21 protein-coding genes are annotated in these 25,397 nt (G+C 62.0%); 10 read left to right on the forward strand and 11 right to left on the reverse strand.

Annotation, left to right across the window (positions count from 1 at the left end):
- Positions 1 to 56: 56 nt before the first annotated feature.
- The 9 genes from ACIPQ1_RS22420 to bioB form a co-directional block, all read right to left on the reverse strand.
- On the reverse strand, positions 57 to 1,853 hold the full coding sequence (locus ACIPQ1_RS22420; RefSeq protein ID WP_446534798.1) for an acyl-CoA dehydrogenase C-terminal domain-containing protein: 1,797 nt from the start codon (positions 1,851 to 1,853) through the stop codon (positions 57 to 59).
- 91 nt (positions 1,854 to 1,944) lie between these two features.
- Positions 1,945 to 3,234, reverse strand: coding sequence for a GGDEF domain-containing protein (locus ACIPQ1_RS22425; RefSeq protein ID WP_186706942.1), 1,290 nt, complete (start codon positions 3,232 to 3,234; stop codon positions 1,945 to 1,947).
- Positions 3,235 to 3,560: 326 nt separating this feature from the next.
- On the reverse strand, positions 3,561 to 5,366 hold the full coding sequence (locus ACIPQ1_RS22430; RefSeq protein WP_053125979.1) for a phenylacyl-CoA dehydrogenase: 1,806 nt from the start codon (positions 5,364 to 5,366) through the stop codon (positions 3,561 to 3,563).
- A 276-nt stretch (positions 5,367 to 5,642) separates the two neighbouring features.
- A complete protein-coding gene (locus ACIPQ1_RS22435; protein ID WP_446534799.1) occupies positions 5,643 to 5,939 on the reverse strand; it encodes a pyrroloquinoline quinone biosynthesis protein PqqE in 297 nt (98 codons plus the stop codon).
- Between the two features lie 121 nt (positions 5,940 to 6,060).
- On the reverse strand, positions 6,061 to 6,741 hold the full coding sequence (bioD, locus tag ACIPQ1_RS22440; RefSeq protein ID WP_250962116.1) for a dethiobiotin synthase: 681 nt from the start codon (positions 6,739 to 6,741) through the stop codon (positions 6,061 to 6,063).
- Positions 6,738 to 7,550, reverse strand: a complete 813-nt coding sequence (gene bioC / locus ACIPQ1_RS22445) for a malonyl-ACP O-methyltransferase BioC (protein WP_411385803.1) — start codon at positions 7,548 to 7,550, stop codon at positions 6,738 to 6,740. Before bioC ends, bioD begins: the two co-directional genes overlap by 4 nt.
- Positions 7,543 to 8,274, reverse strand: a complete 732-nt coding sequence (locus tag ACIPQ1_RS22450) for an alpha/beta fold hydrolase (protein ID WP_411385804.1) — start codon at positions 8,272 to 8,274, stop codon at positions 7,543 to 7,545. The genes bioC and ACIPQ1_RS22450 overlap by 8 nt, the downstream gene beginning before the upstream one ends.
- Positions 8,267 to 9,445 (reverse strand): 8-amino-7-oxononanoate synthase, encoded by a 1,179-nt coding sequence (gene bioF, locus ACIPQ1_RS22455; RefSeq protein WP_411385805.1) that lies wholly within the window; start codon positions 9,443 to 9,445, stop codon positions 8,267 to 8,269. The genes ACIPQ1_RS22450 and bioF overlap by 8 nt, the downstream gene beginning before the upstream one ends.
- Positions 9,446 to 9,607: 162 nt before the next feature.
- Positions 9,608 to 10,663: a biotin synthase BioB gene (bioB, locus tag ACIPQ1_RS22460; RefSeq protein WP_014340550.1), complete on the reverse strand. Its 1,056-nt coding sequence runs from the start codon at positions 10,661 to 10,663 to the stop codon at positions 9,608 to 9,610.
- Between the two features lie 90 nt (positions 10,664 to 10,753).
- On the opposite strand from bioB, the gene ACIPQ1_RS22465 reads away from it, so the two are divergent.
- The 5 genes from ACIPQ1_RS22465 to rarD all read left to right on the forward strand — a co-directional run bounded on the left by ACIPQ1_RS22465 (position 10,754) and on the right by rarD (position 16,549).
- Positions 10,754 to 11,494 (forward strand): double zinc ribbon domain-containing protein, encoded by a 741-nt coding sequence (locus ACIPQ1_RS22465; protein WP_411385806.1) that lies wholly within the window; start codon positions 10,754 to 10,756, stop codon positions 11,492 to 11,494.
- A 58-nt stretch (positions 11,495 to 11,552) separates the two neighbouring features.
- Positions 11,553 to 12,317, forward strand: a complete 765-nt coding sequence (locus ACIPQ1_RS22470) for a TOBE domain-containing protein (RefSeq protein WP_250962111.1) — start codon at positions 11,553 to 11,555, stop codon at positions 12,315 to 12,317.
- A 67-nt stretch (positions 12,318 to 12,384) separates the two neighbouring features.
- The gene (locus ACIPQ1_RS22475) at positions 12,385 to 14,280 is read left to right on the forward strand and encodes a PhoX family protein (protein ID WP_411385807.1); all 1,896 of its coding nucleotides are present in this window, start codon (positions 12,385 to 12,387) and stop codon (positions 14,278 to 14,280) included.
- Positions 14,281 to 14,462: 182 nt separating this feature from the next.
- On the forward strand, positions 14,463 to 15,437 hold the full coding sequence (locus ACIPQ1_RS22480) for a serine/threonine protein kinase (RefSeq protein ID WP_186729618.1): 975 nt from the start codon (positions 14,463 to 14,465) through the stop codon (positions 15,435 to 15,437).
- A 224-nt stretch (positions 15,438 to 15,661) separates the two neighbouring features.
- Positions 15,662 to 16,549, forward strand: coding sequence for an EamA family transporter RarD (gene rarD, locus ACIPQ1_RS22485; RefSeq protein WP_446534800.1), 888 nt, complete (start codon positions 15,662 to 15,664; stop codon positions 16,547 to 16,549).
- A gap of 217 nt (positions 16,550 to 16,766) precedes the next feature.
- Here the strand turns inward: rarD and ACIPQ1_RS22490 are convergent, their stop codons facing one another.
- Positions 16,767 to 17,285, reverse strand: a complete 519-nt coding sequence (locus tag ACIPQ1_RS22490; RefSeq protein ID WP_250962107.1) for a glycine cleavage system protein R — start codon at positions 17,283 to 17,285, stop codon at positions 16,767 to 16,769.
- A gap of 530 nt (positions 17,286 to 17,815) precedes the next feature.
- On the opposite strand from ACIPQ1_RS22490, the gene ACIPQ1_RS22495 reads away from it, so the two are divergent.
- Positions 17,816 to 19,993 carry a malate synthase G gene (locus ACIPQ1_RS22495; protein WP_446534801.1) on the forward strand — a complete coding sequence of 726 codons (2,178 nt, stop codon included), beginning with the start codon at positions 17,816 to 17,818 and terminating at the stop codon, positions 19,991 to 19,993.
- A gap of 229 nt (positions 19,994 to 20,222) precedes the next feature.
- Here the strand turns inward: ACIPQ1_RS22495 and ACIPQ1_RS22500 are convergent, their stop codons facing one another.
- Positions 20,223 to 20,669 carry a response regulator gene (locus tag ACIPQ1_RS22500; protein ID WP_053126003.1) on the reverse strand — a complete coding sequence of 149 codons (447 nt, stop codon included), beginning with the start codon at positions 20,667 to 20,669 and terminating at the stop codon, positions 20,223 to 20,225.
- A gap of 257 nt (positions 20,670 to 20,926) precedes the next feature.
- Here ACIPQ1_RS22500 and ACIPQ1_RS22505 point away from each other — a divergent pair, with 257 nt between their 5' ends.
- From ACIPQ1_RS22505 to ACIPQ1_RS22520, 4 genes are all read left to right on the forward strand, one after another.
- On the forward strand, positions 20,927 to 22,861 hold the full coding sequence (locus ACIPQ1_RS22505) for a putative nucleotidyltransferase substrate binding domain-containing protein (RefSeq protein ID WP_446534813.1): 1,935 nt from the start codon (positions 20,927 to 20,929) through the stop codon (positions 22,859 to 22,861).
- Complete coding sequence (locus tag ACIPQ1_RS22510) at positions 22,858 to 23,565, forward strand: 3'-5' exonuclease (protein ID WP_446534802.1); 708 nt, start codon at positions 22,858 to 22,860, stop codon at positions 23,563 to 23,565. Before ACIPQ1_RS22505 ends, ACIPQ1_RS22510 begins: the two co-directional genes overlap by 4 nt.
- Before the next feature lie 219 nt (positions 23,566 to 23,784).
- A complete protein-coding gene (locus ACIPQ1_RS22515) occupies positions 23,785 to 24,303 on the forward strand; it encodes an RNA polymerase sigma factor (RefSeq protein ID WP_018607416.1) in 519 nt (172 codons plus the stop codon).
- Entirely contained in the window at positions 24,300 to 25,274 is a 975-nt protein-coding gene (locus ACIPQ1_RS22520) for a FecR domain-containing protein (protein WP_446534803.1), read from the forward strand. Before ACIPQ1_RS22515 ends, ACIPQ1_RS22520 begins: the two co-directional genes overlap by 4 nt.
- Positions 25,275 to 25,397 lie beyond the last annotated feature (123 nt).

Consider the following 25,397-nt stretch of genomic DNA (forward strand, 5'->3'; position numbering starts at 1 on the left):
AGAGGGTCTGCTGCGCATCCCAGCGGGAGCAAGCTCCCACGCCACAACATAATAGGTCAAAGAGCAAACAATTCCGCCGGCAGCTTCATCAGGCATTCGCTCCCCGCCTCGATGGCGGCCCGATGAGCGGTCGTGCGCGGCAACAGGCGCTTGAAGTAAAACTCGCACGTCGCCAGTTTGCCCTGGCAAAAATCGCTGTCTCCAGTGCCACCGTCGAGTTGCGCCTGGGCCACCAAGGCCATGCGCAACCACAGGTAGGCCAGGATGATGTAGCCGCTGTACATCAGGTAGTCCACTGAGGCGGCGCCCACTTCGTCCGGGTTCTTCATGGCAGCCATGCCAACCTGGGTGGTCAGTTCGCCCCATTCCCGGTTGAGCCCGTCCAATTGCGCAATATAGGCGTTGAGCTGCGGATGCCCGGCGTTGGCGGTGCAGAATTTATGGACAATTTTAGTGAAACCACGCAGTAACTTGCCCTGGCTGCCCAATACCTTGCGCCCCAGCAGGTCCAAGGCCTGGATGCCATTGGTGCCTTCGTAGATCGGCGCGATCCGACAATCGCGCACAAGCTGCTCCATGCCCCACTCGCGGATAAAACCGTGTCCGCCAAAAACCTGCATGCCGTGGTTGGTCACCTCCAGCCCGGTGTCGGTCATGAAGGCCTTGCAGATCGGGGTGAGGAACGCCAGCAGGTCCTCGGCCTCCTGGCGAGCGGTTTCGTCCTGGCTCAAGTGCGCGGTGTCGAGCAGTTGCGCAGTGAAATAGGTCAGCGCCCGGTTGCCTTCGTTGAAGGCCTTCATGGTGAGCAACATCCTGCGCACATCGGGATGGACGATGATCGGGTCGGCGACTTTTTCCGGCGCCTTGGGGCCGGTCAGCGCGCGCATTTGCAAACGGTCGTTGGCGTATTTGATCGCACCCTGGAAGCTCGCCTCCCCCAGGCAAAGGCCCTGCATGCCGGTGCCGAGGCGGGCATGGTTCATCATGGTAAACATGCAATTAAGGCCTTTGTTCGCCTCGCCGATCAGGAAACCCTTGGCCCCGTCGAAATTCAGCACGCAGGTAGCCGATGCCTTGATGCCCATTTTGTGCTCGATCGATCCGCAGGAAACGCCGTTGCGCTTCCCGGCCTCACCCGCGGCGTCCGGCAGGAACTTTGGCACGATAAACAGCGAGATGCCCTTGGTCCCGGCCGGAGCATCGGGCAGCTTGGCGAGCACCAGATGAATGATGTTGTCGCTCATGTCGTGCTCGCCGGCGCTGATGAAGATCTTGCCGCCGGTCACCGCGTAGCTGCCGTCCGCCTGGGGCACCGCGCGGGTCTTGATGATGCCGAGGTCGGTGCCACAGTGGGCTTCAGTCAGGCACATGGTGCCGGTCCACTGGCCGGCGGTGAGTTTACTGAGATAGGTCTGCTTCTGTTCCTCGGTGCCGTGGGCGTGGATGGCCGACATGGCGCCGTGGGTCAGGCCGGGATACATGCCCCAAGAGGTGTTGCTCGATCCGATCATTTCGCTGATGACCAACCCCAGGGAACTGGGCAAGCCCTGGCCACCGTAAGCTGGGTCCGCCGCCAGGCCATGCCAGCCGCCTTCCACGTACTGTGCGAAGGCTTGCCTGAAGCCTGTAGGCGTAGTCACCACGCCATTGTCGAAATGGCAGCCCTCTTCGTCACCCGAGCGATTGAGGGGCGCCAGCACGTTCTCACAGAACCGAGCGCCCTCCTCGAGAATGGCGCTGACCATGTCCGGACTGGCATCGCTGGCACCCAGTTCGGCATAACGGCCATGAAAATCGAAGACATGGTCGATCAAAAAGCGCATGTCGCGCAGGGGAGCTTTGTACTCGGGCATGGTGGTTTTCTCCGGTAGCAGATCGTTCCAACCTACTGCCGGCCACCCAGGCCCACAATCACAGTCCAGACGCTGAATGCGCCATCATCACTCAACCCGCGGCGGCTTCCATGCGCACTGCGCCGCGGCGATTCTGTCCATAGGCGATCACGCAGTTTCGCCCCGCGCCCTTGGCGTTATAGAGCGCCTGGTCCGCCGATTTGAGTACCTCTTCGGGCGTACGCTGCTCGATGCGCTCGGCCACGCCGATGCTGACGGTCACCGATACGCTGGAGGCGCCAGTGCCGGAGCGCCGCTGACGGCCTTGCTGATCATCCTGGGGACGGCTGTCGGGATTACGCAGTTGGATAGCGTACGTCTCGATGGACTGGCGAATAACTTCCAGATGGGGCATGCATTCGTCGATGGTCTTGCCCGCGAACACCAGGGCGAATTCCTCGCCGCCGTAGCGATACGCCCTACCGCCACCGCCGATTTTCGACAGTTTGCTGGCGACCAGGCGTAGCACTTGGTCGCCCACGTCGTGGCCGTGGGTGTCGTTGAATTTCTTGAAATGGTCCACGTCGCTCATTGCCAACACATAGTTACGCCCCAGGCGCTGCATGCGTTCATTCAATGCACGACGCCCCGGCAGGCCGGTGAGCTCGTCACGGAAGGCCATTTGATACGCCTCGTGGGCGACCGCCGCGGCGATCATCAACATCACCTGGCTGCACATGATGTTCAGGGTGAATGGCAGGATGAAGGTTTTCGGCAGCATCCAGAACAACCCGAGCAGTCCCACCAATTGCGCCGCGTGCAACGGCCGGGGGTTACGCCAGTATTGCCAGGCCAGCAGCAGGAACGCGGCGGCGAACATCGGGTAGGACAATTGGATCAGGCTCATCCAGGCGCCGTGCAACGCGGGCCAGCGGATCTCCGACAGCCACAACAACAACGCCTGTGGGAAGCTCTGCTCCAACGCCAGCGCCACGCTGCCGAAAACCAGCAAAACCGCAAACCGCGCCACCATGTCCTGGAACAAATGGGTGCGCTCCTGCCACGCCGCGAACAGCCCGAACAACAGCGGCAGCAACAGGCAGACGAGATGGAACACCACCGCCGCGTCTTCACGCACCTTGCCGTTGTCGCGGTAGAAATCGGTCTGGGTATCCAGCAGGAAGTAGGCGATGTACACCGTGACCATCAGAAACAATTCACGTTGACGTCGGTAGACGGAGCAATACGCCCCGCCCAGCAACAACACCAGCGTCGGCAGAACGTTGAACAACGAGGTGAAGAAAACGTTGAGATCCTTGACGTAGGCAGCCGCAAGCCCCGCCACCAACAACAGCAACGACGGTAGGAAATGGCTCAGGCGTACAGCGGAAGAACGCGGCAAGGGTAAAGCTCCGACCCGGCTGATCAAGGATGGCATTGTGCCTGCGCTGTGTGACCGATGTCACACTGCCATCGCTGTAACGGCAGAGCGGGAAGTTTTCTTAGGGTTGGGTTGGATGAATATTGTTTCAGGATCACAGTTGACCCACTGTGGGAGCGAGCTTGCTCGCGATGACATTGGTCCAATCAAAACTTGCATGGCTGATCCACCGCTATCGCGAGCAAGCTCGCTCCCACAAGCGCCTGCGGTGGCTATGGGATTTACAGCGGCCACAAAAAAGCCGCTGCTCCCGAAGAAGCAGCGGCTGTGTGAAGAACCGCTTAGGCTTAGTAGCCCAGCGCGAAGTCTTCTTCTTTCATGTCCATCAGGTTGTTGGCGCCCGACAGCATGGTTGCCACATGGGTACGGGTACGCGGCAGGATGCGCTGGAAGTAGAAGCGCGCGGTCTGCAGCTTGGCGGTGTAGAAGGCTTCTTCGGTGGTGCCGGCGGCGAGTTTTTCCGCCGCCAGGCGCGCCATGTCGGCCCAGAAGTAAGCCAGGCAGGCATAGCCGGAGTACATCAGGTAGTCCACCGAGGCCGCACCGACTTCTTCGCGATCCTTCATGGCTGCCATACCGACCTTCATGGTCAGCTCGCCCCATTCCTTGTTCAGCGCAGCCAGGGGTTCTACGAACTCCTTGACCGCTTCGTTGCCTTCGTTGCCCTGGCAGAACTTGTGGACGATCTTGGTGAAGCCCTTGAGCGCCTCGCCCTGGGTCATCAGCACTTTACGACCCAGCAGGTCCAAGGCCTGGATGCCGGTGGTGCCTTCGTACAGCATCGAAATGCGGCTGTCGCGAACGTTCTGCTCCATGCCCCACTCGGCGATGAAGCCGTGGCCGCCATAGATCTGCACGCCGTGGTTGGCCGATTCGAAGCCGACTTCGGTCATGAAAGCCTTGGCGATCGGGGTCATGAACGCCAGCAACGCATCGGCTTTTTTCTTCTCTTCTTCATCCACGCCGTATTTGACGATGTCGACCTGCTTGGCGGTGAAGTAGACCATCGCCCGGTTACCTTCGGCGAAGGCTTTCATGGTCAGCAGCATGCGACGCACGTCGGGGTGGACGATGATCGGGTCAGCGGCCTTGTCCGGCGCTTTCGGGCCGGTCAGGGAGCGCATTTGCAGGCGGTCACGGGCATATTTCAGGCCGCCCTGGAAGCCGATCTCGGCGTGGGCCAGGCCTTGCAGCGCAGTGCCCAGACGCGCGGTGTTCATGAAGGTGAACATGCAGTTCAGGCCTTTGTTCGCCGGGCCGATCAGGAAACCGGTGGCCGCGTCGAAGTTCATCACGCAGGTGGCGTTGCCGTGGATGCCCATCTTATGTTCCAGGGAACCACAGCTCACCGCGTTGCGCTGGCCGATGGTGCCGTCGGCGTTAGGCAGGAACTTGGGAACGATGAACAGGGAAATGCCCTTGGTGCCGGCCGGTGCGTCGGGCAGGCGTGCCAGCACGATGTGGACGATGTTGTCGGCCATGTCGTGTTCACCGGCCGAGATGAAAATCTTCGTACCGGAAACCTTATAGGAACCGTCTGCCTGAGGCTCGGCCTTGGTGCGCAACATGCCCAGGTCGGTGCCACAGTGCGGTTCGGTCAGGCACATGGTGCCGGTCCATTCGCCGGAAACGAGTTTGGTCAGGTAGGCCTCTTGCTGCTCGGGCGTACCGTGCTCGGAAATCGTGTTCATCGCGCCATGGGACAGGCCCGGGTACATGCCCCACGACCAGTTGGCTTCACCGACCATCTCGCTGACCGCCAGGCCCAGGGATTCCGGCAGGCCTTGACCACCATGCTCGACGTCATGGGCCAGGCTTGGCCAGCCGCCTTCGACGAATTGCTTGTAGGCTTCCTTGAAACCGGTCGGGGTTTTCACGCCGGACTCGCTCCAGGTGCAACCTTCGATGTCACCCACGCGGTTCAGCGGAGCCAGCACCTGCTCACAAAACTTGGCGCCTTCTTCGAGAATGGCATCAACCATGTCCGGAGTTGCGTCCTGGCAAGCCGGAAGGCTCTGATAATGCGCTTCGTAGCCAAGCAGTTCGTCACGAACGAAGCGAATATCACGCAAGGGGGCCTTGTAGTCAGGCATAGCGATAAACCTCTGCTGATGTAACCGGGAATGAACGACCGCGTGGATTTGTTGTAGCGGTCAAACAGTTGTTTGAAACATACGTTTACGCCCAAATCTTGTCAAGCGCCGATCTTTTGCCGTTCGTCATCAGCCGAAGAAAATGTCGGACACGGGAAATCCGTCGCAATGAAGGTTCCGCGATGCGCGTAGGAAAAGATTAGTTGAGCAATAAGACGTTAGAGACAAGAACGCCGCGAATAATCGCGGCGTTTTCGTAATCCTGGAAGAACAGGATCAGGCAAAGGTATCGATCAACGTACCGAGCATTTCGTCGGATGCCTTGGCGACGCTCACACCCAATTCCACCTGGGACTTGCCCTGGGCCATTTCGACCACGTTGCTGGCCAGGTCCGACTGCTGGCTGCGATCCACTGACCGCAAGCGATCCACTTGGACTTCGGAAGACTGGCTGGTGACCGAACGCTCGATCGTATTGTTGGCGATCTGGCCCGCGGCCTGATCGACACGGTTCTGCCCTGTCTGAATCGTGCTCAGACCGGCGTAGAACGCGGTGCTTCCTGAGATTTCCATGGCAGAGTTCGTCTTCTTGAAGGGTCGACAGTGGCCATTGAATCAGAAGGCCAGGGAAAAGGCCCGACAAAAACACTAATGGCACAGTGCCTTGCCATAGGCAAAACCTTGCTGGGGGGTGTCAGTCCAGCAGATCCAATTGCAAGTGTTCGGCCACGGCTTCAGCCGTCACGCTCTGGATCCGCGCCACCCTGCCCAGGCAAGGCGCCGGAAGTCGCTCGGCCAAGGTTGCCAGGTTTTCCTCCAGGCGCGAGGTGGCCGGGTCGATGATGTTCGCGACCCAACCGGCAAGCGGCAAGCCATCACGGGCGATCGCCTCGGCGGTCAACAAGGCGTGGCTGATACAACCCAGGCGCACACCCACCACCAGGATCACCGGCAAGCCCAGCGCTATCGCCAGGTCGGACAGGTTATCCTGGCCGACCAGCGGCACGCGCCAACCGCCCGCGCCTTCGATCAACGTGAAGTCGGCGTCCAGCGCCAGCACTTCGCGCATCGGCCCCAACAGCGACTGCACCGTCAACGCAACACCGGCCTCCCGGGCGGCCAAGTGCGGCGCGATTGCCGGCTCGAACGCCACCGGATTGACCTGTGCATAAGTCAACGGTATCGAGCATTCCGCCAGCAAGGCCAAGGCATCGGCGTTGCGCAGGCCCTTGGGCGTCACGGCGCAGCCGGAGGCCACGGGTTTTCCGGCAGCCGTGCTCATGCCGGCCTGCCGCGCCGCGTGTAGCAGGCCCGCCGCGACGGTGGTCTTGCCGACATCAGTGTCGGTGCCGGTAATGAAATAAGCCTGGCTCATAGCGGTTTCTCCAAAACGGCGTAGACCACTTGGTAAGTCGCGGGCAGCCCCTGTGCCTGACGAAACTGCTCATAAGCTTCAACCAGCGCGAGGATCCGCGCCCTGCCCGTCAAGCCGCCAGGCCGACCAGGGTTCAGATTATGGGCGCCCAGTGCTTTCAATTCGTGGGTCAGGCTGCGCACGTCGGGGTAATGCAACACATGGGGACGGTTTTCAAGACTGACAACGTTCAACCCGCTGGCCGCGCAAAGCTGTTGATACGTCTCGAATCCACGGAAACGGTTGACGTGCACCAAGCCATCCACCTGACGCCAACTGTCGCGCAATTCGTACAACGTACCTACGCAGAGGCTGGTAAAGGCCAACACTCCGCCCGGTTTCAATACCCGATACGCCTCTCTCAGCACCGCGGCAAAATCCTCGCACCATTGCACCGCCAGGCTGGAGAACACCAGGTCGCAGCTCGCCGCCTGCAAAGGCAGCCGCTCGGCGTCACCAGCGATAAAATGCGCGGCGCCACCTTGGGGTCGAGCATGGTTGAGCATGCCTTCGGCGATATCCAGCGCCAGGCCTCTGCTCGCGCCGAAACGCGCGCCCAGGGCGCGGGTGAAATAGCCGGTGCCACAACCCAGGTCCAACCAACGTTGCGGCATGAACGAAGGCGGCAAGCGGTCGAGCAATTGCTGGCCGACGTCGCGCTGTAGCTCGGCCACGCTGTCATAGCTGCTCGCCGCCCGGGAAAACGAAGCCGCCACCTGGCGTTTGTCAGGCAAGGCACCAGGCAAAGGGGGAAGAGACAAATCAGTCATCACCGGACTCATGCAAAAAAGCCTGGATCGCCCCCGCTACACCATGGGGGTCTTCCAGAAGAAATCCGTGGCCGGCCTGTTCGATCAGGCCGATTTCGACATCCGGCAACAAGGCCAGCAAATCACCCGCAGCCTCAGCCGCCACCAAGGCGTCGAGCCCGGCAAACAGATGCAATTGCGGGCCGCGAAAGCTCTGCAATGCAGCGCGAATGTCCAATTGCGCCAGCAGCTCGAGCCCGGCCATCAGCACTTCGGGCGAAGTGTTCGGCGCCCCGGCCAACAGCAACCGCGACAAGCCGCGCGGATCGGCGCAGCCCTGGGCACACAGCAAGCTGAAACGCTTGAGAGTCTGGCGTGGGTCGGCCGCACAGCCGGCGAGAAAGCCATCGAAGGTCTGGCCGTCCATCGCGCTCGGCCATTGTTCATGGGCGACAAAGGACGGATTGCTGGCCAAGGTCAACAAGCCGCAGCAGCGCTCACCCCGACGCGCCGCCAGCGCCGAGGCCAGCATGCCGCCCAAGGACCAGCCGCCGAGCCAGGCGTCCTGGGGCACGGTGGCGTCCAACTCTTCGAGCCATTCATCGGGATCGCTCGACAGCAATGCCGGCAACGGTTCGATTTCCACCCGCAGGTGTTCATCGAGTCCTTGCAGGGCCGCCGCCAGCGGTTCCAGCGGTGAAACGCCCAAGCCCCAACCGGGTATTAGAATCAGTCGATCACGCATGGCTTGGCTCCGGCCCCAACAGGGCAAAACACTCGGCCAGTGCATTCAACAATAGCTGCACCTGGGCCTCGCTGTGGGCGGCGGTCAGGGTCACACGCAAGCGAGCGCTGCCGGCCGGCACGGTGGGTGGACGGATCGCCGTCACCATCAGCCCGCGCTCACGCAGCATCTGCGACATGCGCATGGCCCGCCCCGCATCGCCAATCAGGATCGGTTGGATCGGCGTGAAGCTGTCCATCAGTTGCAGGCCGATCTGCTCGGCGCCCTGGCGGAACTGGCGGACCAGCACCTGCAAGTGTTCGCGCCGCCAATGTTCGCTGCGCAGCAGTTCGAGGCTCTTGAGGGTGGCGCAGGCCAGGGCCGGCGGCTGGCTGGTGGTGTAGATGTAGGGGCGCGCGAACTGGATCAGGCTTTCGATCAGTTCTTCACTGCCCGCCACAAAGGCACCGGCCGTGCCAAACGCCTTGCCCAACGTGCCGACCAGCACCGGCACGTCCTCCCGGCTCATGCCGAAATGTTCGACGACACCGCCGCCGGCAACGCCCAACGTACCGAAACCGTGGGCATCGTCGACCATCAGCCAGGCGCCCTTGGCCTTGGCTTCACGGGCGAGCGCCGGCAAATCGGCCACATCGCCATCCATGCTGAAAACACCGTCGGTGACCACCAGGGTGTTGCCCACTGCTTTTTCCAAGCGTTGGGCCAGGCTCCGGGCATCGTTGTGCAGGTATCGGTTGAAGCGCGCACCGGACAGCAGCCCGGCGTCGAGCAACGAGGCGTGGTTGAGACGGTCTTCCAGCACCGTGTCGCCCTGCCCCACCAGCGCGGTGACCGCGCCGAGGTTAGCCATGTAACCGGTAGTGAACAGCAACGCTCGCGGACGCCCCGTCAGGTCGGCCAAGGCTTCTTCCAGGGCGTGATGCGGACCGCTGTGGCCGATCACCAGATGGGAAGCGCCACCGCCGACGCCCCAACGGGCCGCCCCCGCGCGCCAGGCCTCGATCACTTGCGGATGGTTGGCCAGGCCCAGGTAATCGTTGTTGCAGAACGCCAGCAGGGGCTGGCCGTCCACCACCACTTCCGGGCCCTGGGGGCTTTCGAGCAGCGGGCGCTGGCGATAGAGATTGTCGGCACGACGGGCAGCCAGGCGTGCGGCGAGATCGAAGGGCATGCAGGCCTCAACTGTTTAAGGATTGGCCAAAGCCCCTTGTGGGAGCGAGCTTGCTCGCGATAGCGGTGAGCCAGTCGACATAAATGTTGAATGTTCCATCGCCATCGCGAGCAAGCTCGCTCCCACAGGGCCTTGCATGCCAATCCGGGAATCGGTGCGTGATCAAACAGCGGCGTTGTAGAACTGCTCGCTGCTCTTCTGCTCCACCAACGCCTGTTCAATGGCCGCCTGGTGCACTTCGTCAGCATGTTCTTCGCGGGCTTCGGGTTGGATGCCCAGGCGTGCGAACAACTGCATGTCCTTGTCGGCCTGCGGGTTGGCGGTGGTCAATAGCTTGTCGCCGTAGAAAATCGAGTTGGCGCCGGCAAAAAATGCCAGGGCCTGCATTTGCTCGTTCATCGCTTCGCGACCGGCGGAAAGACGTACGTGGGACTGGGGCATCATGATCCGCGCCACGGCGAGCATGCGGATGAAATCGAACGGATCGATGTCTTCGGCATTCTCCAGCGGCGTGCCGGCGACCTTGACCAGCATGTTGATCGGCACCGATTCCGGGTGCTCCGGCAGGTTCGCCAGTTGGATCAGCAGATTGGCGCGGTCATCCAGGGACTCGCCCATGCCCAGGATCCCGCCGGAGCAGATCTTCATTCCCGAATCACGCACGTAGGCCAGGGTTTGCAGGCGCTCACTGTAGGTGCGGGTGGTGATGATGCTGCCGTAGAACTCCGGCGAGGTGTCGAGGTTATGGTTGTAGTAGTCCAGGCCAGCCTGGGCCAGTGCTTCGGTCTGCTCCTGGTCGAGGCGGCCCAGGGTCATGCAGGTTTCCAGGCCCATGGCCTTCACGCCCTTGACCATTTCCAACACATACGGCATGTCCTTGGCCGACGGGTGCTTCCACGCCGCGCCCATGCAGAAACGGGTCGAACCGATGGCCTTGGCCCGTGCAGCCTCTTCGAGGACCTTCTGCACTTCGAGCAATTTCTCTTTATCCAGCCCGGTGTTGTAGTGACCGGACTGCGGACAATATTTGCAATCTTCCGGGCAAGCGCCGGTCTTGATCGACAGCAGCGTGGAAACCTGGACGCGATTGGCGTCGAAGTGCGCGCGGTGCACGGTCTGCGCCTGGAACAACAGGTCATTGAATGGCTGGACAAAGAGTGCTTTGACTTCGGCCAAAGACCAGTCATGACGCAGGTTGGCAGTGGTGCTGGCGCTCATGGGCATTTCCTTGATTATGCTTGGCTGGCGCCTGGGGCATGGAATACCCACAGGCGCGACACGGATGTTCGGCATATTTAAGGAAGAGTCATGCGCTGTCAACCACGATACAAAGGACCGGTTTACATCTGGTTAAAAAACAAACAATTCTGTCTGCTGTGTGGCGAAAGCACCGATACGCCGCAGCCTATCTGCACCCCCTGCGAAAGCGAGCTGCCCTGGCTCGGCGATCAATGCAGCGTCTGCGCCCTGCCGTTGCCCATGGCCGGGTTGCGTTGCGGCCAATGTACCTCGCGACCGCCGGCCTTCGAACGGGTCCTGGCGCCCTGGACCTATGACTTCCCGGTGGACAGCCTGATCACCCGTTTCAAGCATCAGGCGAAATGGCCTCTCGGCCGGCTGCTGGGCGAACTGCTGGCGCAATCGCTGCAACATCATTTCGACGAAGGGCTGGAACGGCCCGACGCCTTGGTACCGGTGCCACTGGCGACGCGACGCCTGCGCCAGCGGGGTTTCAACCAAGCGGCGCTGCTGGCCCGCTGGCTCAGTGGATCGTTGGCCATCCCTTGCGAAGAAAACCTGCTGCGCCGCACCCAGGATACCCCCGCCCAACAGGCCCTCGATGCCAAGGCCCGACGACATAACCTGCGCCAGGCCTTTGCCCTGGTGCCCCAGGCAACGTTGCGTGACCGTCACCTGGCATTGGTCGACGATGTGCTCACCACCGGCGCCACCGCCCAGGCGCTGGCGGCTCTATTGCTCGATGCCGGCGCCGCGCGGGTCGATGTGTACTGCCTGGCCCGCACGCCGAAACCCGGTGAGCCGGCTTGACGTGCCGCGCCCAAGGCGCCAACGTCCGCCCATCGACCTTCGCACGCAGTTTTCTGTCATGTCATTGCCCACGCTCCTGACCCAGCACATCGTCCGGCGACCTCAACGCATCGCCCTGCTGCAGCACATCGCCGAACAAGGTTCGATCACCCGCGCCGCCAAGAGCGCGGGCCTGAGCTATAAGGCGGCGTGGGACGCCATCGATGAGTTGAACAACCTCGCGGATCAACCGCTGGTGGAGCGCAGCGTCGGCGGCAAGGGCGGTGGCGGCGCCAAGCTGTCGGAGGAAGGCCAACGGGTGCTGCGCCTGTATCTGCGCCTGCAAGCACTGCAGGTGCAACTGCTCGAAGCCAGCGAAGACGCTGGCGACCTGGGCCTGCTCAGCCGCCTGATGCTGCGCACCAGCGCCCGCAATCAATTGCACGGCAAAGTCCTGGGCATCGAGGCCCAGGGACATAACGACCGGGTACGCCTGGAGCTGGCCCGGGGCCTGGTCATCGAAGCGCAGATCACCCACGACAGCACATTGCGCCTGGAGTTGGGAGTCGGCACCGACGTGGTGGCGTTGATCAAGGCCGGCTGGCTGCAATTGCATCCTGTCGAGCAAGGGGAAAAACCGGGGATCAATATTTTGCGCGGCGTGATCGAGCAGGTCGACGCCGCCGAAAACGGTCCCAGCGAAGTGCGCATCGGCCTGCCCAACGGCCAGACGCTGTGCGCCCTGGCCGATCCGCTACAGTTGCAAGCGCAGGACCTGGCAACCGGCTCGCCTGTGCAAGTGACGTTTTCAGCGACAAATGTGCTGCTCGGCACACCGCTGTAGCGCGTTGCAACAATAGTTTCATCGACCCGCTTTAAGGTGACTGCCAAAACCAGCAGGGAGCCTGATGATGAGCCTATTAGAAGAAAACCAATCCACCGACCTGGAAAAGATCGTCGGCCTGAGCCGTCGCCGTTTCATCGGCGCTGGCGCCCTGTGCGGCGCGGCGATGTTCCTGGGCGGCAACCTGCTGAGCCGCAGCGTCATGGCGGCCGCCGTGAGCGAAGGCAATAAAAGCATGCTGGGCTTCAACAGCATTGCCGCCTCCACCGCCGACACCATTACCTTGCCGCCAGGCTACAAGGCCTCGGTGCTGATCAGTTGGGGCCAGCCGCTGAAGAAAAATGCACCGGCGTTCGACCCCAGCGGCAATGGCACCGCCCGTGCACAGGAAGTGCAGTTTGGCGACAACAACGACGGCATGAGCCTGTTCGAATTCCCCGGCGACAAGAACCGGGCGCTGTTGGCGATCAACAACGAGTACACCAACTACCAATACCTGTTCCCTCACGGCGGCCAACCGCAGTCGGCCGAAGACGTGCGCAAGGCCCAGGCCAGCGAAGGCGTGTCGGTGATCGAAATCCAGCGCCGTCGCGGCCAATGGCAATTCGTCCAGGACTCGCGCTACAACCGCCGGATCCACGGCAACACGCCAATCCGCCTGCGCGGCCCGGCCGCTGGCCACGATCTGCTGAAGACCAGCGCCGACAAGAGTGGCAAGAAAGTGCTCGGCACGTTCCAGAACTGTGCCAACGGCATGACCCCGTGGGGCACCTACCTGACCTGCGAAGAGAACTTCACTGACTGCTTCGGCAGCAGCAAGTCGGACCTGCAATTCGACGCGGCACAAAAACGCTATGGCGCCACCGTCACCAGCAGCGAAATCAATTGGCACTTGCACGACCCGCGTTTCGATCTGGCGAAGAACCCCAACGAACTCAATCGCCACGGCTGGGTAGTGGAAATCGATCCGTTCGATCCAGAGTCCACCCCGGTGAAGCGCACCGCCCTGGGCCGCTTCAAGCATGAAAACGCGGCCCTTGCGCAGACCAATGACGGTCGCGCCGTGGTGTACATGGGCGATGACGAACGTGGCGAGTTCATCTACAAGTTCGTCAGCCGCGAGCGCATCAACCATCGCAATGCCAAGGCCAACCGCAACCTGCTGGACCATGGCACCTTGTACGTGGCGCGCTTCGATGCCGGCGACGGCAACCCGGACCATCCCAAGGGCAAAGGCCAATGGATCGAATTGACCCATGGCAAGAACGGCATCGACGCCAGCAGCGGTTTCGCTGATCAGGCCGAGGTGTTGATCCATGCGCGCCTGGCCGCCACTGCCGTTGGCGCCACGCGCATGGACCGCCCGGAGTGGATCGTGGTCAGCCCCAAGGACGGCCAGGTCTATTGCACCCTGACCAACAACTCCAAGCGTGGCGATGCCGGCCAGCCAGTGGACGGGCCGAACCCGCGGGCCAAGAACGTCTATGGGCAGATCCTGCGCTGGCGCACCGACCGTGACGACCACGCCTCCAAGACCTTCGACTGGGACCTGTTCGTGGTCGCCGGCAACCCAACGGTACACGCGGGTACGCCGAAGGCCGGGTCGTCCAATATCAACCCGCAGAACATGTTCAACAGCCCCGATGGCCTGGGCTTCGACAAGGCCGGGCGGCTGTGGATCCAGACCGACGGTGACTCGAGCAACGCAGGCGACTTCGCGGGCATGGGCAACAACCAGATGCTGTGCGCCGACCCCAACAGCGGTGAGATCCGCCGCTTCATGGTCGGGCCGGTAGGCTGCGAAGTGACCGGGATCAGTTTCGCGCCGGACTACAAGACGCTGTTCGTCGGGATCCAGCATCCCAGCGGCGGCTCCACTTTCCCTGAGCACCTGCCCAACGGCAAGCCGCGCTCGTCGGTGATGGTGATCACCCGGGAGGATGGCGGAGTCATCGGCGCCTGATTGGGCCTCATCGCGAGCAAGCTCGCTCCCACAATGGATCTTCGGCGTACCGTCTATCCCTGTGGGAGCGAGCTTGCTCGCGATAGCTTCAGTACAGCCACCACAGCCACCACCTATCTGCCTCTGTCTGCGCTACCATGCTGGGCCGGACGCGGCAGCCCTGCCGCTGCGCAGGAGTCAGCATGTCCCATCCGTTCGAAACCCTCACGCCCGACCTGGTGCTCGATGCCGTTGAAAGCATCGGCTTTCTCAGCGACGCCCGCGTGTTGGCCCTCAACAGCTACGAGAACCGCGTCTATCAAGTCGGCATCGAAGATTCCGAGCCGCTGATCGCCAAGTTCTATCGCCCCCAGCGCTGGACCAACGAAGCGATCCTGGAAGAGCACAGCTTTACCTTCGAACTTGCAGACTACGAAGTGCCCGTGGTGGCGCCGCTGATCCACAACGGCGCCAGCCTGCACGAGCACGCCGGGTTCCGTTTCACCCTGTTTCCCCGTCGCGGCGGCCGAGCGCCGGAGCCGGGCAATCTCGACCAACTCTATCGCCTGGGACAACTGCTTGGGCGCCTGCACGCGCTCGGGGCGACCCGGCCATTCGAGCACCGTGAAGCCTTGGGCGTGAAGAATTTCGGCCACGACTCGTTGGAGACAGTGCTGCAAAGCGGCTTCGTCCCCCGCGGCCTGCTGCCGGCCTACGAGTCGGTCGCCCGGGACCTGCTCAAGCGCGTCGAAGAGGTCTACGCCGCCACACCCCACCAGAACATCCGCATGCACGGCGATTGCCATCCCGGCAACATGATGTGCCGCGATGAGGTGTTCCACATCGTCGACCTCGACGATTGCCGCATGGGCCCGGCGGTGCAGGATTTGTGGATGATGCTCGCCGGCGATCGCCAGGAATGCCTGGGACAGTTGTCGGAATTGATGGACGGGTACCAGGAGTTCCATGATTTCGATCCCCGTGAACTGGCGCTGATCGAGCCGCTGCGGGCCCTGCGCCTGATGCACTACAGCGCCTGGCTGGCGCGGCGCTGGGACGACCCGGCCTTCCCCCGCAGCTTCCCGTGGTTCGGCAGCGAACGCTACTGGGGCGACCAGGTGCTGGCGTTGCGCGAGCAACTGGCGGCGCTCAATGAAGAGCCGTTGAAGCTGTTCTGATTGGTCTCGGCCCCAACAGCCACCGCAAATCTCCTGTGGGAGCGAGCTTGCTCGCGATAATGGCGTGTCAGTCAATATAAATGGCGGCTGTTCCACCGCCATCGCGAGCAAGCTCGCTCCCACAGGGGGCCTGCGGTGGAACCACTTCCTAACAAGGTTCACAGCACAACCAGACAAATCTCCTTACAATCACCCTTTGTTAGCTGCCTAAGCAAGGATTCTGCATGCAAGCCGCCAACCCGCGTCGCGGGTACATCCTGGGCCTGAGTGCCTACATCATCTGGGGTCTGTTCCCGATCTACTTCAAGGCCATCGCCAGCGTGCCGTCGGTGGAAATCATCATCCACCGGGTGCTGTGGTCGGCCCTGTTCGGCGCGGCGTTGCTGCTGGTGTGGAAACACCCGGGCTGGTGGCGCGAACTGCGGGACAATCCACAACGCCTGGCGATCCTCGCCCTGAGCGGGACGCTGATCGCGGCCAACTGGCTGACCTACGTCTGGGCAGTGAATAACGAGCGCATGCTCGAAGCCAGCCTGGGTTATTACATCAACCCGCTGGTCAACGTGTTGCTGGGCATGTTGATCCTCGGTGAGCGCCTGCGCCGCATGCAATGGCTGGCGGTAGGATTGGCGGCAGTCGGCGTGGCGCAGCAGGTCTGGCAAGTGGGCAGCCTGCCGTGGGTGTCGCTGGTGCTGGCGCTGACCTTCGGTTTCTATGGGCTAATCCGCAAACAGGCGCCGGTCAAGGCCTTGCCGGGACTGGTGGTGGAAACCTGGATGCTGGTGCCAATCGCCATCGCCTGGTTGCTGTTCAACCCCACGGCCACCAGTGCCCAGGCGGCATTCTGGACCACCTCCGAAGCCTGGTGGCTGGTAGCGGCCGGCCCCGTGACGCTGGTGCCGTTGGTGTGTTTCAACGCCGCAACCCGGCATTTACCCTACACGACCATCGGTTTTCTCCAGTACATCGCGCCGACACTGGTGCTGTTGCTCGCCGTGCTGCTGTTCGGTGAGCATCTGTCGTCCAGCACGCTGGTAGCGTTCCTGTTTATCTGGGCCGGGCTGGCGGTGTACAGCGTCGATGCCGTGATCAGCATGCGCCGACGTAACTGATCAAAAAACATACAAATCTCTACAGGCCACGCCTGGCGTGGCCTGCGCTTATCCTTCCCAAGGTTATCCACAGCGTGATCCCCGCCGTTTGTGCACAAGCCCTTGAAAACTGGTGATTTTTTGATCATCTGCCGCTGAGCCCCGGCAGGCCTGGGCTGGGGCTAGGTCTCTACAGGTTATCCACAGGCAGGCGCAGTTTTTCCTTGGATAACCCTCGTCACGCTTCGTCGCTGAACTTGAGTTCTACCATCAACTCATCGGCCAAGGTCTCAAGGCGTTCCTGCAACGCCTCCAGCGACAGGGTCAAGGGCACGCCCAGGAACGCCTCGGCATGAAACAGCAGCTCGCTGCTCATCGGTGCCGGCCGGACATGGGTCACCAAGCGTTCGACATTGACGCCCTGCTCGCTCAACAACCGGGTGATGTCCCGCACGATACCGGGACGATCATTGCCCACCAGCTCCATGGTGATGGGTTTCCAGGAGCAGGACTCCTCGACGGGGCTTTGCGCGATCAACACACGAATACTGTGGGCCGATAACCCTTGCAGCGCTTCGATCAATTCTTCATGGGCCTCGGCCGGGGCGCTGATTCGCAGGATCCCGGCAAACTGCCCGGCCAAGCGCGACATGCGGCTCTCCAGCCAGTTACCGCCATGGGCGGCGATGCAATCGGCGATGCGCTCGACCTGCCCGGGCTTGTCCGGGGCGAAAACAGTGATGACGAGGTGGTCCATGGCGCAGTCCTCTTGTTGATGGAAGAGACAGTATAGGCAAGGCAGAAAATCAACACGGTCGCGCTTTCGTGGCGAGGGAGCTTGCTCCCGCTGGACCGCGTAGCGGGCCCAGAAGGGTTGGATCAGTGCTTCGCACAGAAGGGGGTGCACACACCCGCGCCCAGGGGGTTTGTGCACGAAACCTAAAATTATCTGGAACAATCACTCTGTTTTTTGAGAACATCCCGTGTCCCGACGTGACCGTAACACTTTAGTCGGTCGCGGAACGACGCAATTAGTCTAATTTTCACAACCGCAATTGATCATGTAGTATTCCGCAGCGCGCACTACATAATCGCGATACCCCTGTTGTACCGATGTCTGCTTAAGGCCAGTCGCATCCCTGAAAAGCCCCGTCAGCAAGGCTTGAATACCCAGCCGCCAGCGATGGCATGTACTGGTTCCGGGGTTTGTGGTTTAAATGTCCCGAGGCTTCATTGTCAAAATCGAAGAGCTGAAAAGCGAAATAGCTGAGCAGAGTGAGGCAAGCAATGACTGAACACGTTCAAGTCGGTGGCCTGCAGGTCGCCAAAGTCCTGTTCGACTTCGTGAATAACGAAGCCATTCCCGGAACCGGCCTCACCGCCGACGCGTTCTGGGCCGGTGCCGACAAGGTCATCCACGACCTGGCCCCGAAGAACAAAGCCCTACTCGCCAAACGCGATGATTTCCAGGCGCGGATCGATGCCTGGCACCAGGCCCGTGCCGGCCAGGCTCACGACGCCGTGGCTTACAAAGCCTTCCTGCAAGACATTGGATACCTGCTGCCAGAAGCGGCGGATTTCCAGGCCACGACCCAAAACGTCGATGACGAAATTGCCCGCATGGCCGGCCCGCAACTGGTGGTGCCAGTGATGAACGCCCGCTTCGCCCTCAACGCCTCGAACGCCCGCTGGGGGTCGTTGTATGACGCGCTGTACGGCACCGATGCCATCAGCGAAGCCGATGGTGCGGAAAAAGGCAAAGGCTACAACAAGGTCCGCGGCGACAAGGTCATCGCCTTCGCCCGTGCTTTCCTCGACGAATCGGCGCCCCTGGCGGCCGGCTCCCATGTCGATTCCACCGCGTACAAAATCATCGACGGCAAACTGGTGGTCACCCTCAAGGGCGGCAGCAACAGCGGCCTGCGTGACGATGCCCAGTTGATCGGTTTCCAGGGCGATGCTTCGGCACCGACCGCCGTGCTGCTGAAACACAACGGCCTGCACTTCGAAATCCAGATCGATGCCAGCACCCCGGTCGGCCAGACCGACGCCGCGGGTGTCAAAGACATCCTGATGGAAGCCGCACTGACCACCATCATGGACTGCGAAGACTCGGTCGCCGCCGTCGATGCCGATGACAAAGTGGTGATCTACCGCAACTGGCTCGGCCTGATGAAGGGTGATCTGTCGGAAGAAGTCGCCAAGGGCGGCCAGACGTTTACCCGGACCATGAACCCTGACCGTGTCTACACCGCCGTCGACGGTTCGAGCGTCACGTTGCACGGCCGCTCGCTGCTGTTCGTGCGCAACGTCGGCCACCTGATGACCATCGACGCGATACTGGACAAGGATGGCAACGAAGTGCCGGAAGGCATCCTCGACGGCCTGGTCACCAGCCTGGCGGCGATCCACAGCCTCAACGGCAACACCTCGCGCCGCAACAGCCGCGCTGGTTCGGTGTACATCGTCAAGCCGAAGATGCACGGCCCTGAAGAAGCCGCGTTCACCAACGAGCTGTTCGGTCGCGTCGAAGACGTGCTGAACCTGCCGCGCAACACCCTCAAGGTCGGGATCATGGACGAGGAGCGCCGTACCACGGTCAACCTCAAGGCCTGCATCAAGGCCGCCAGCGAGCGCGTGGTGTTCATCAACACCGGCTTCCTCGACCGTACCGGCGATGAAATCCACACCTCCATGGAAGCCGGCCCGATGGTGCGCAAGGCCGACATGAAAGCCGAGAAGTGGATCGGCGCCTATGAAAACTGGAACGTCGACATCGGTTTGAGCACCGGCCTGCAAGGCCGCGCGCAAATCGGCAAGGGCATGTGGGCGATGCCGGACCTGATGGCGGCGATGCTCGAACAGAAAATCGCTCACCCGCTGGCCGGCGCCAACACCGCGTGGGTTCCCTCGCCGACCGCCGCCGCCCTGCACGCGCTGCATTACCACAAGGTCGACGTGTTCGCCCGCCAGGCCGAACTGGCCAAGCGCGCCCGCGCGTCGGTGGATGACATCCTGACCATCCCGCTGGCCGTCAACCCGAACTGGACGCCGGAGCAGATCAAGAACGAACTGGACAACAACGCCCAGGGCATCCTTGGCTACGTGGTGCGCTGGATCGACCAGGGCGTCGGTTGCTCCAAGGTTCCGGACATCAATGACATCGGCCTGATGGAAGATCGTGCGACGCTGCGTATTTCCAGCCAGCACATCGCCAACTGGCTGCGCCATGGCATCGTCACTCAAGAGCAAGTGATGGAAAGCCTCAAGCGCATGGCGCCGGTGGTCGACCGCCAGAACGCCAGCGATCCGCTGTACCGCCCGCTGGCACCAGACTTCGACAGCAACATCGCCTTCCAGGCGGCGGTCGAGCTGGTGATCGAAGGCACCAAACAGCCGAATGGCTACACCGAGCCGGTGCTGCACCGCCGTCGTCGTGAGTTCAAGGCAGCCAATGGGTTGTGATTGAGCGGTAGACGCGGCACACAAAAAAGCCCTGATCTCTCGATCAGGGCTTTTTCATTTGCAACACCTGACTGTTTTTGTGGCGAGGGAGCTTGCTCCCGCTCGGTCGCGCAGCGACCGCAATACAGTCAATTAGATTCCGAGTTCTGGAAAAAGGGTCTGCTTCGCAGCCCAGCGGGAGCAAGCTCCCTCGCCACAAAAGCACTTCGGCACGATTGAAGAAGATGGGCTAGAGATCCATCCCCAACTCATGCTTGACCAACCCCAACAGCTTTTCGGTATCGATCGGCTTGAGCAAAAAATCCACCACGCTCAGGTGCATGGCTTCGATGGCATCCTTCACGTCGGCATCGCCCGAGACGATGATGATCGGCAATGCCGCCCGCTCGGACTCGCGCACCAGGCGCACCAGCTCCAGGCCATCGACGTTGCCCATGCGCAGGTCGGTGATCAGCAGACCGATCGACGGCTTGGTTTCCAGCATCTTGAGTGCCGTTTCGCCACTGGCGGCGGTCATGCAGTGAATCCCGTCCAATGCCAGGATCTCCGACAACAGCTCCCGTGCGTCCTTGTCGTCGTCAACGATCAAGACGCGCTGCGGCGGCAGGTCAGGTTCCAGCATGACGGCACTCAGCGCCTCGCGCTCGGCATCACTCAAAATATCGTGGTCGGACATGGTGCTCTCTACGTTCTATAAATCGATCCCCTGGCACAGTGGTCAGACATCGTTCCGAGGCGCTTCAATGTGCACTTCGTCGGATTTTTTTCCAAGAACATTCAACGAAGATTTTTCTGACGTCTAGCGTAGGACTTTTCCGTAAGCCAGCCTTAGGTACCGACCTAGACTTACGTCCAATGGGCACCCTGCGCTGAGGGGCCGACCATGGGAAACAGATCCGACCACAACAATTCGAATAAGACTGCGTAATGGTTATGAAAAAAGCGGACGCCTTCATCCAGGCAGGGAAAACCGCGGTGTTGCAAAACATCCAGGGGACGCTGCAGTTTCTCCAGCGCTTTCCCCCGTTCAACCAAATGGAAAACGCCCACCTGGCCTATCTGGTGGAGCAATGCCTGCTGCGTTTCTACGCACCCGGTGACACCATCATCAAGCCGGCCGACGGCCCGGTGGAACACTTCTACATCGTCAAGCAGGGCCGGGTGGTGGGCGAACGTCCGCATTCGGCCAAGGGTGGCACCGAGACCACCTTCGAGATCACTACCGGCGAATGTTTCCCCCTCGCCGCGCTGCTGGGCGAGCGAGCCACGCGCACCGAGCACCGGGCCGGCGAAGACACGTTCTGCCTGCAACTGAACAAACTCGCCTTCATCAAGCTGTTCGCCTTGTCCGGCCCGTTTCGCGACTTCGCCCTGCGCGGGGTCAGCAGCTTGCTCGACCAGGTCAACCAACAGGTCCAGCAAAAATCGGCGCAAAACCTCGGCACCCAATACTCCCTCAATACCCGACTGGGTGAATTGGCGATGCGCCACCCGGTCAGTTGCAGCCCGGACACACCGCTGCGCGAAGCCGTGAAGCTGATGCATGAGCAGCAGGTCGGCAGCATCGTGGTGGTGAATGAGCAAAAAGCGCCGGTGGGGATTTTCACCCTGCGCGACCTCCGACAGGTTGTGGCCGATGGTTCCGGGGACTTTTCCCAGGCCATCGTAGGACATATGACCCAAGCACCCTTCTTCCTTTCGCCGGACCACAGCGCCTTCGACGCGGCCATCGCCATGACCGAGCGCCACATCGCCCACGTCTGCCTGGTCAAGGACCAGCGCCTGTGTGGCGTGGTGTCGGAGCGCGATCTGTTTTCCTTGCAGCGCGTCGACCTGGTGCACCTGGCCCGGACCATCCGCAACGCCCCCAGGGTGGAAAACCTCGTGGCCCTGCGCGGTGAGATCGGACAACTGGTGGAACGCATGCTGGCCCATGGTGCGTCGTCGACCCAGATCACCCACATCATCACCCTGCTCAACGATCACACCGTCTGCCGCGTCATCGAACTGACCCTGGCCGACAAGGGCGACCCGGGCGTGCCGTTCAGTTGGCTGTGTTTCGGCAGTGAAGGCCGGCGCGAGCAAACCCTGCACACCGACCAGGACAACGGCATGTTGTTCGACGCCCGGGACGCCGCCCATGCCGCGCAGATTCGTGGCTTGCTGCTGCCCATCGCCCAACAGATCAACCAGAGCCTGGCCCTGTGCGGCTTCACCTTGTGCAAGGGCAACATCATGGCCGGCAACCCCGAGCTGTGCCTGTCCCGCGCCGAATGGGCCCGGCGCTTCTCGGCATTCATTCGTGAAGCGACGCCGGAAAACCTGCTGGGCTCGAGCATCTATTTCGACCTGCGGGTGGTCTGGGGCGAAGAGCAAGGCTGCGAGCAGTTGCGCCAGCAGATCCTCGGCCAGGTGGCCGACAATCGCTTGTTCCAGCGCATGATGGCCGAGAATGCGCTGCGCCATCGCCCGCCCGTGGGCCGCTTCAGGGATTTCGTGCTGAGCCGCAAGAATGGTGAAAAGGCAACCCTGGACTTGAAAGTGCAGGGCCTGACACCCTTCGTCGATGGCGCCCGCCTGCTGGCACTGGCCAACGGCATCGAAGCCAACAACACCTTGGAGCGCTTGCGGCAATTGGTCGTCAAGGAGGTGATCGAACCGCTCGATGGCGCGGCCTATGAAGAGGCCTATCACTTCATCCAGCAGACCCGCATGCAGCAACATCAACTGCAAACCCGCGAGAACCTGCCTTATTCCAACCGCGTAGACCCCGACAGCCTCAACCATCTGGATCGACGCATCCTGCGTGAATCCTTGCGCCAAGCCCAACGCCTGCAAAGCAGCCTGACGCTGAGGTATCAGTTGTGAGTATTTTTTCCTGGCTGCGCCCGGCCCAACCGACGGTACCCGATGCGCTGCAACAGCGCCTGGAGCGCCTCCCCGCGCCTTCGCCGCTGAGTGAAAGCAACCTGCGGGAGCAACGCTGGGTCGTGGTGGATCTGGAAACCACCGGGTTGAACCTGAACAAGGACCAAGTGCTGTCCATCGGCGCGGTGGTCATTGAAGACGGCGCCATCGACTTCAGCCAACAGTTCGAACGGACCTTGCAATGCGATAAGCAGAAACTCGGGCCAAGCGTGTTGATCCATGGCCTGGCCCCCAGCACCATTGCCGCTGGCAGCGACCCGGCAGAGGCGCTGCTGGCGTTCATGGAATTCATCGGCGACAGTCCGCTGTTGGCCTTTCACGCGCCGTTCGATTCCCACATGCTCGGGCGCGCCTTGAAAGACTACCTGGGCTATCGCCTGCAGCATCCGTTTCTCGACGTGGCGGACCTGGCCCCGATGCTTTGCCCCCAGGCCCATCTGCGCAGGTCCGGCCTGGACGAGTGGATCGACTGGTTCAAGCTGCAAGTCTTCGACCGCCACAACGCCAGCGCCGACGCCCTGGCCACGGCGGAACTGGCGCTGATCCTGTTCAGCCGCGCCCGTCAGCAACAGATCCACAGTGCGCTTGAGCTGCAACAGCGCCTGGGCCAGTGGAAACGGCGGCAGCAGGCGCCTTCGCTTTAGAAGCCTTGGGCACATAAAGCCCTCCCTGTGGGAGCGAGCTTGCTCGCGATAGCGCAGTGTCGGTCGATGTCAACGCAGCTGATTCACCGCAATCGCGAGCAAGCTCGCTCCCACAGGGGTGTTGAGTCGTTCGTCCCGACCAGCGCCAATTGCTTTCCCTCCCCACCCTCTGCCACAATCGCGAACAATTCTCGTTACTTAAAACATCGGTGATGATCCGTGTCGTCAGTCCCCACTCCCCATAGTGATTTGGTTGGTGCGTTGTACCGTGACCATCGCGCTTGGCTATTGGCATGGCTGCGACGCAACGTGGCCTGTGCGCACCGGGCCGAGGACCTGAGCCAGGACACTTTCGTGCGCTTGCTGGGTCGCGAGGAACTGAAAGCACCCCGCGAGCCCCGGGCGTTTCTGGTGGCCATCGCCAAGGGCCTGCTGTTCGATTATTTCCGGCGCGCAGCCTTGGAGCAGGCTTACCTCACCGAACTGATGCTGATCCCCGAGGCCGAGCAGCCCTCGGTGGAAGAACAGCAAATCATCCTGGAAGACCTCAAGGCCATCGACCGCCTGCTCGGCAAACTGTCGAGCAAGGCCCGCGCAGCCTTCCTCTATAACCGCCTCGACGGCCTCGGCCACGCCGAAATTGCCGAGCGCCTGGGGGTTTCGGTGCCGCGGGTACGGCAGTATCTGGCGCAGGGCATCCGCCAGTGCTACATCGCCCTGTATGGAGAACCGACGTGAACCAGGTCCATGCCAAACCGGTCTCGGCCAGCGTGCTGGACGCCGCCATCGCCTGGCAGTTGTCCCTGGACTCGAGCAGCGCCCAGGAGCGGGAAGCGTTCGCCCGCTGGCATGCCGCCGATGAAGAACACGCCCGGGCCTGGCGACAGCTAGGCATGCTCGACCAGCGCTTCAGCTTGGCCAACGGGCCGGCGCGGGCGGCGTTGCTGCAATCGCGGGTGAGCATTCGCCGGCGGATACGCAAGGTGGGCAGCGGCCTTGCCAGCGTTGTCGCGGCCATCGGCCTGGCGTTGTTTGCCGGGGAGCGTTACCTGCCGTTGGACTATTGGCTGGCCGACCAGCGCACCGCGACGGGCGAGCAACGCACCCTGCGCCTGGCCGACGGCACGCTGATCAACCTCAACACCCACAGCGCGCTGGACGTGCGTTTCGATGACAAACAGCGCCGCATCATCCTGCAGGAAGGCGAGATCCTGGTGGAGACCGGCCACGACGACCCGCGTCCGTTCATCGTCGAGACCCGCGAAGGCAGCCTGCGTGCCTTGGGCACACGATTCCTGGTCAAGCGTGAAGACGAAGGCACGCGCCTGAGCGTGTTGAAATCCGCCGTGGCGGCGCATCCCCAGGCCACGGACGTCGAACAGATCCTGCGCGAAGGCCAACAAGTGCTGATGCGCCACGACGGTCTCGGCCCTACCATCGCCCTGAACCCCGGCGCCGACGCCTGGACCCGCGGCATGCTGGTGGTGGACAACGCCCGCCTCGAAGACCTGGTCCATGAGTTGGGCCGTTACCGGCGCGGCTACCTGGGCGTGGAACCACAAGTGGCCGACCTGCGCATCACCGGCAGTTTCCCGCTGCACGACACCGACCTGGCCCTGACCGCCTTGCTGCCGACCTTGCCGGTGCAGGTCGAGCATCACACGCGGTGGTGGGTGGTGGTGGGGCCGCGGGCTGAAACCAAGCCCTGAAGCACATTGTTGTCAGTGATGGCCTCATCGCGAGCAAGCTCGCTCCCACAGGGCTTCGTATTCCAATGTGGGAGCGAGCTTGCTCGCGATGAGGCCATTCGTCCCACCAAAAAACCACCGCCC

The sequence above is a fragment of the Pseudomonas sp. LARHCG127 genome (assembly GCF_052871455.1).

Excerpts from the sequence above, each read along its gene's own strand:
- ACIPQ1_RS22475 (WP_411385807.1), top strand. The coding sequence starts at position 12,385 with ATGAGCCTATTAGAAGAAAACCAATCCACCGACCTGGAAAAGATCGTC.
- ACIPQ1_RS22430 (WP_053125979.1), bottom strand. The coding sequence starts at position 5,366 with ATGCCTGACTACAAGGCCCCCTTGCGTGATATTCGCTTCGTTCGTGAC.
- rarD (WP_446534800.1), top strand. The coding sequence starts at position 15,662 with ATGCAAGCCGCCAACCCGCGTCGCGGGTACATCCTGGGCCTGAGTGCC.
- ACIPQ1_RS22465 (WP_411385806.1), top strand. The coding sequence starts at position 10,754 with ATGCGCTGTCAACCACGATACAAAGGACCGGTTTACATCTGGTTAAAA.
- bioF (WP_411385805.1), bottom strand. The coding sequence starts at position 9,445 with ATGCCCTTCGATCTCGCCGCACGCCTGGCTGCCCGTCGTGCCGACAAT.
- ACIPQ1_RS22420 (WP_446534798.1), bottom strand. The coding sequence starts at position 1,853 with ATGCCCGAGTACAAAGCTCCCCTGCGCGACATGCGCTTTTTGATCGAC.
- ACIPQ1_RS22505 (WP_446534813.1), top strand. The coding sequence starts at position 20,927 with ATGAAAAAAGCGGACGCCTTCATCCAGGCAGGGAAAACCGCGGTGTTG.
- bioD (WP_250962116.1), bottom strand. The coding sequence starts at position 6,741 with ATGAGCCAGGCTTATTTCATTACCGGCACCGACACTGATGTCGGCAAG.
- ACIPQ1_RS22490 (WP_250962107.1), bottom strand. The coding sequence starts at position 17,285 with ATGGACCACCTCGTCATCACTGTTTTCGCCCCGGACAAGCCCGGGCAG.
- ACIPQ1_RS22450 (WP_411385804.1), bottom strand. The coding sequence starts at position 8,274 with ATGCGTGATCGACTGATTCTAATACCCGGTTGGGGCTTGGGCGTTTCA.
- ACIPQ1_RS22500 (WP_053126003.1), bottom strand. The coding sequence starts at position 20,669 with ATGTCCGACCACGATATTTTGAGTGATGCCGAGCGCGAGGCGCTGAGT.
- ACIPQ1_RS22470 (WP_250962111.1), top strand. The coding sequence starts at position 11,553 with ATGTCATTGCCCACGCTCCTGACCCAGCACATCGTCCGGCGACCTCAA.
- bioC (WP_411385803.1), bottom strand. The coding sequence starts at position 7,550 with ATGACTGATTTGTCTCTTCCCCCTTTGCCTGGTGCCTTGCCTGACAAA.
- ACIPQ1_RS22435 (WP_446534799.1), bottom strand. The coding sequence starts at position 5,939 with ATGGAAATCTCAGGAAGCACCGCGTTCTACGCCGGTCTGAGCACGATT.
- bioB (WP_014340550.1), bottom strand. The coding sequence starts at position 10,663 with ATGAGCGCCAGCACCACTGCCAACCTGCGTCATGACTGGTCTTTGGCC.
- ACIPQ1_RS22495 (WP_446534801.1), top strand. The coding sequence starts at position 17,816 with ATGACTGAACACGTTCAAGTCGGTGGCCTGCAGGTCGCCAAAGTCCTG.
- ACIPQ1_RS22480 (WP_186729618.1), top strand. The coding sequence starts at position 14,463 with ATGTCCCATCCGTTCGAAACCCTCACGCCCGACCTGGTGCTCGATGCC.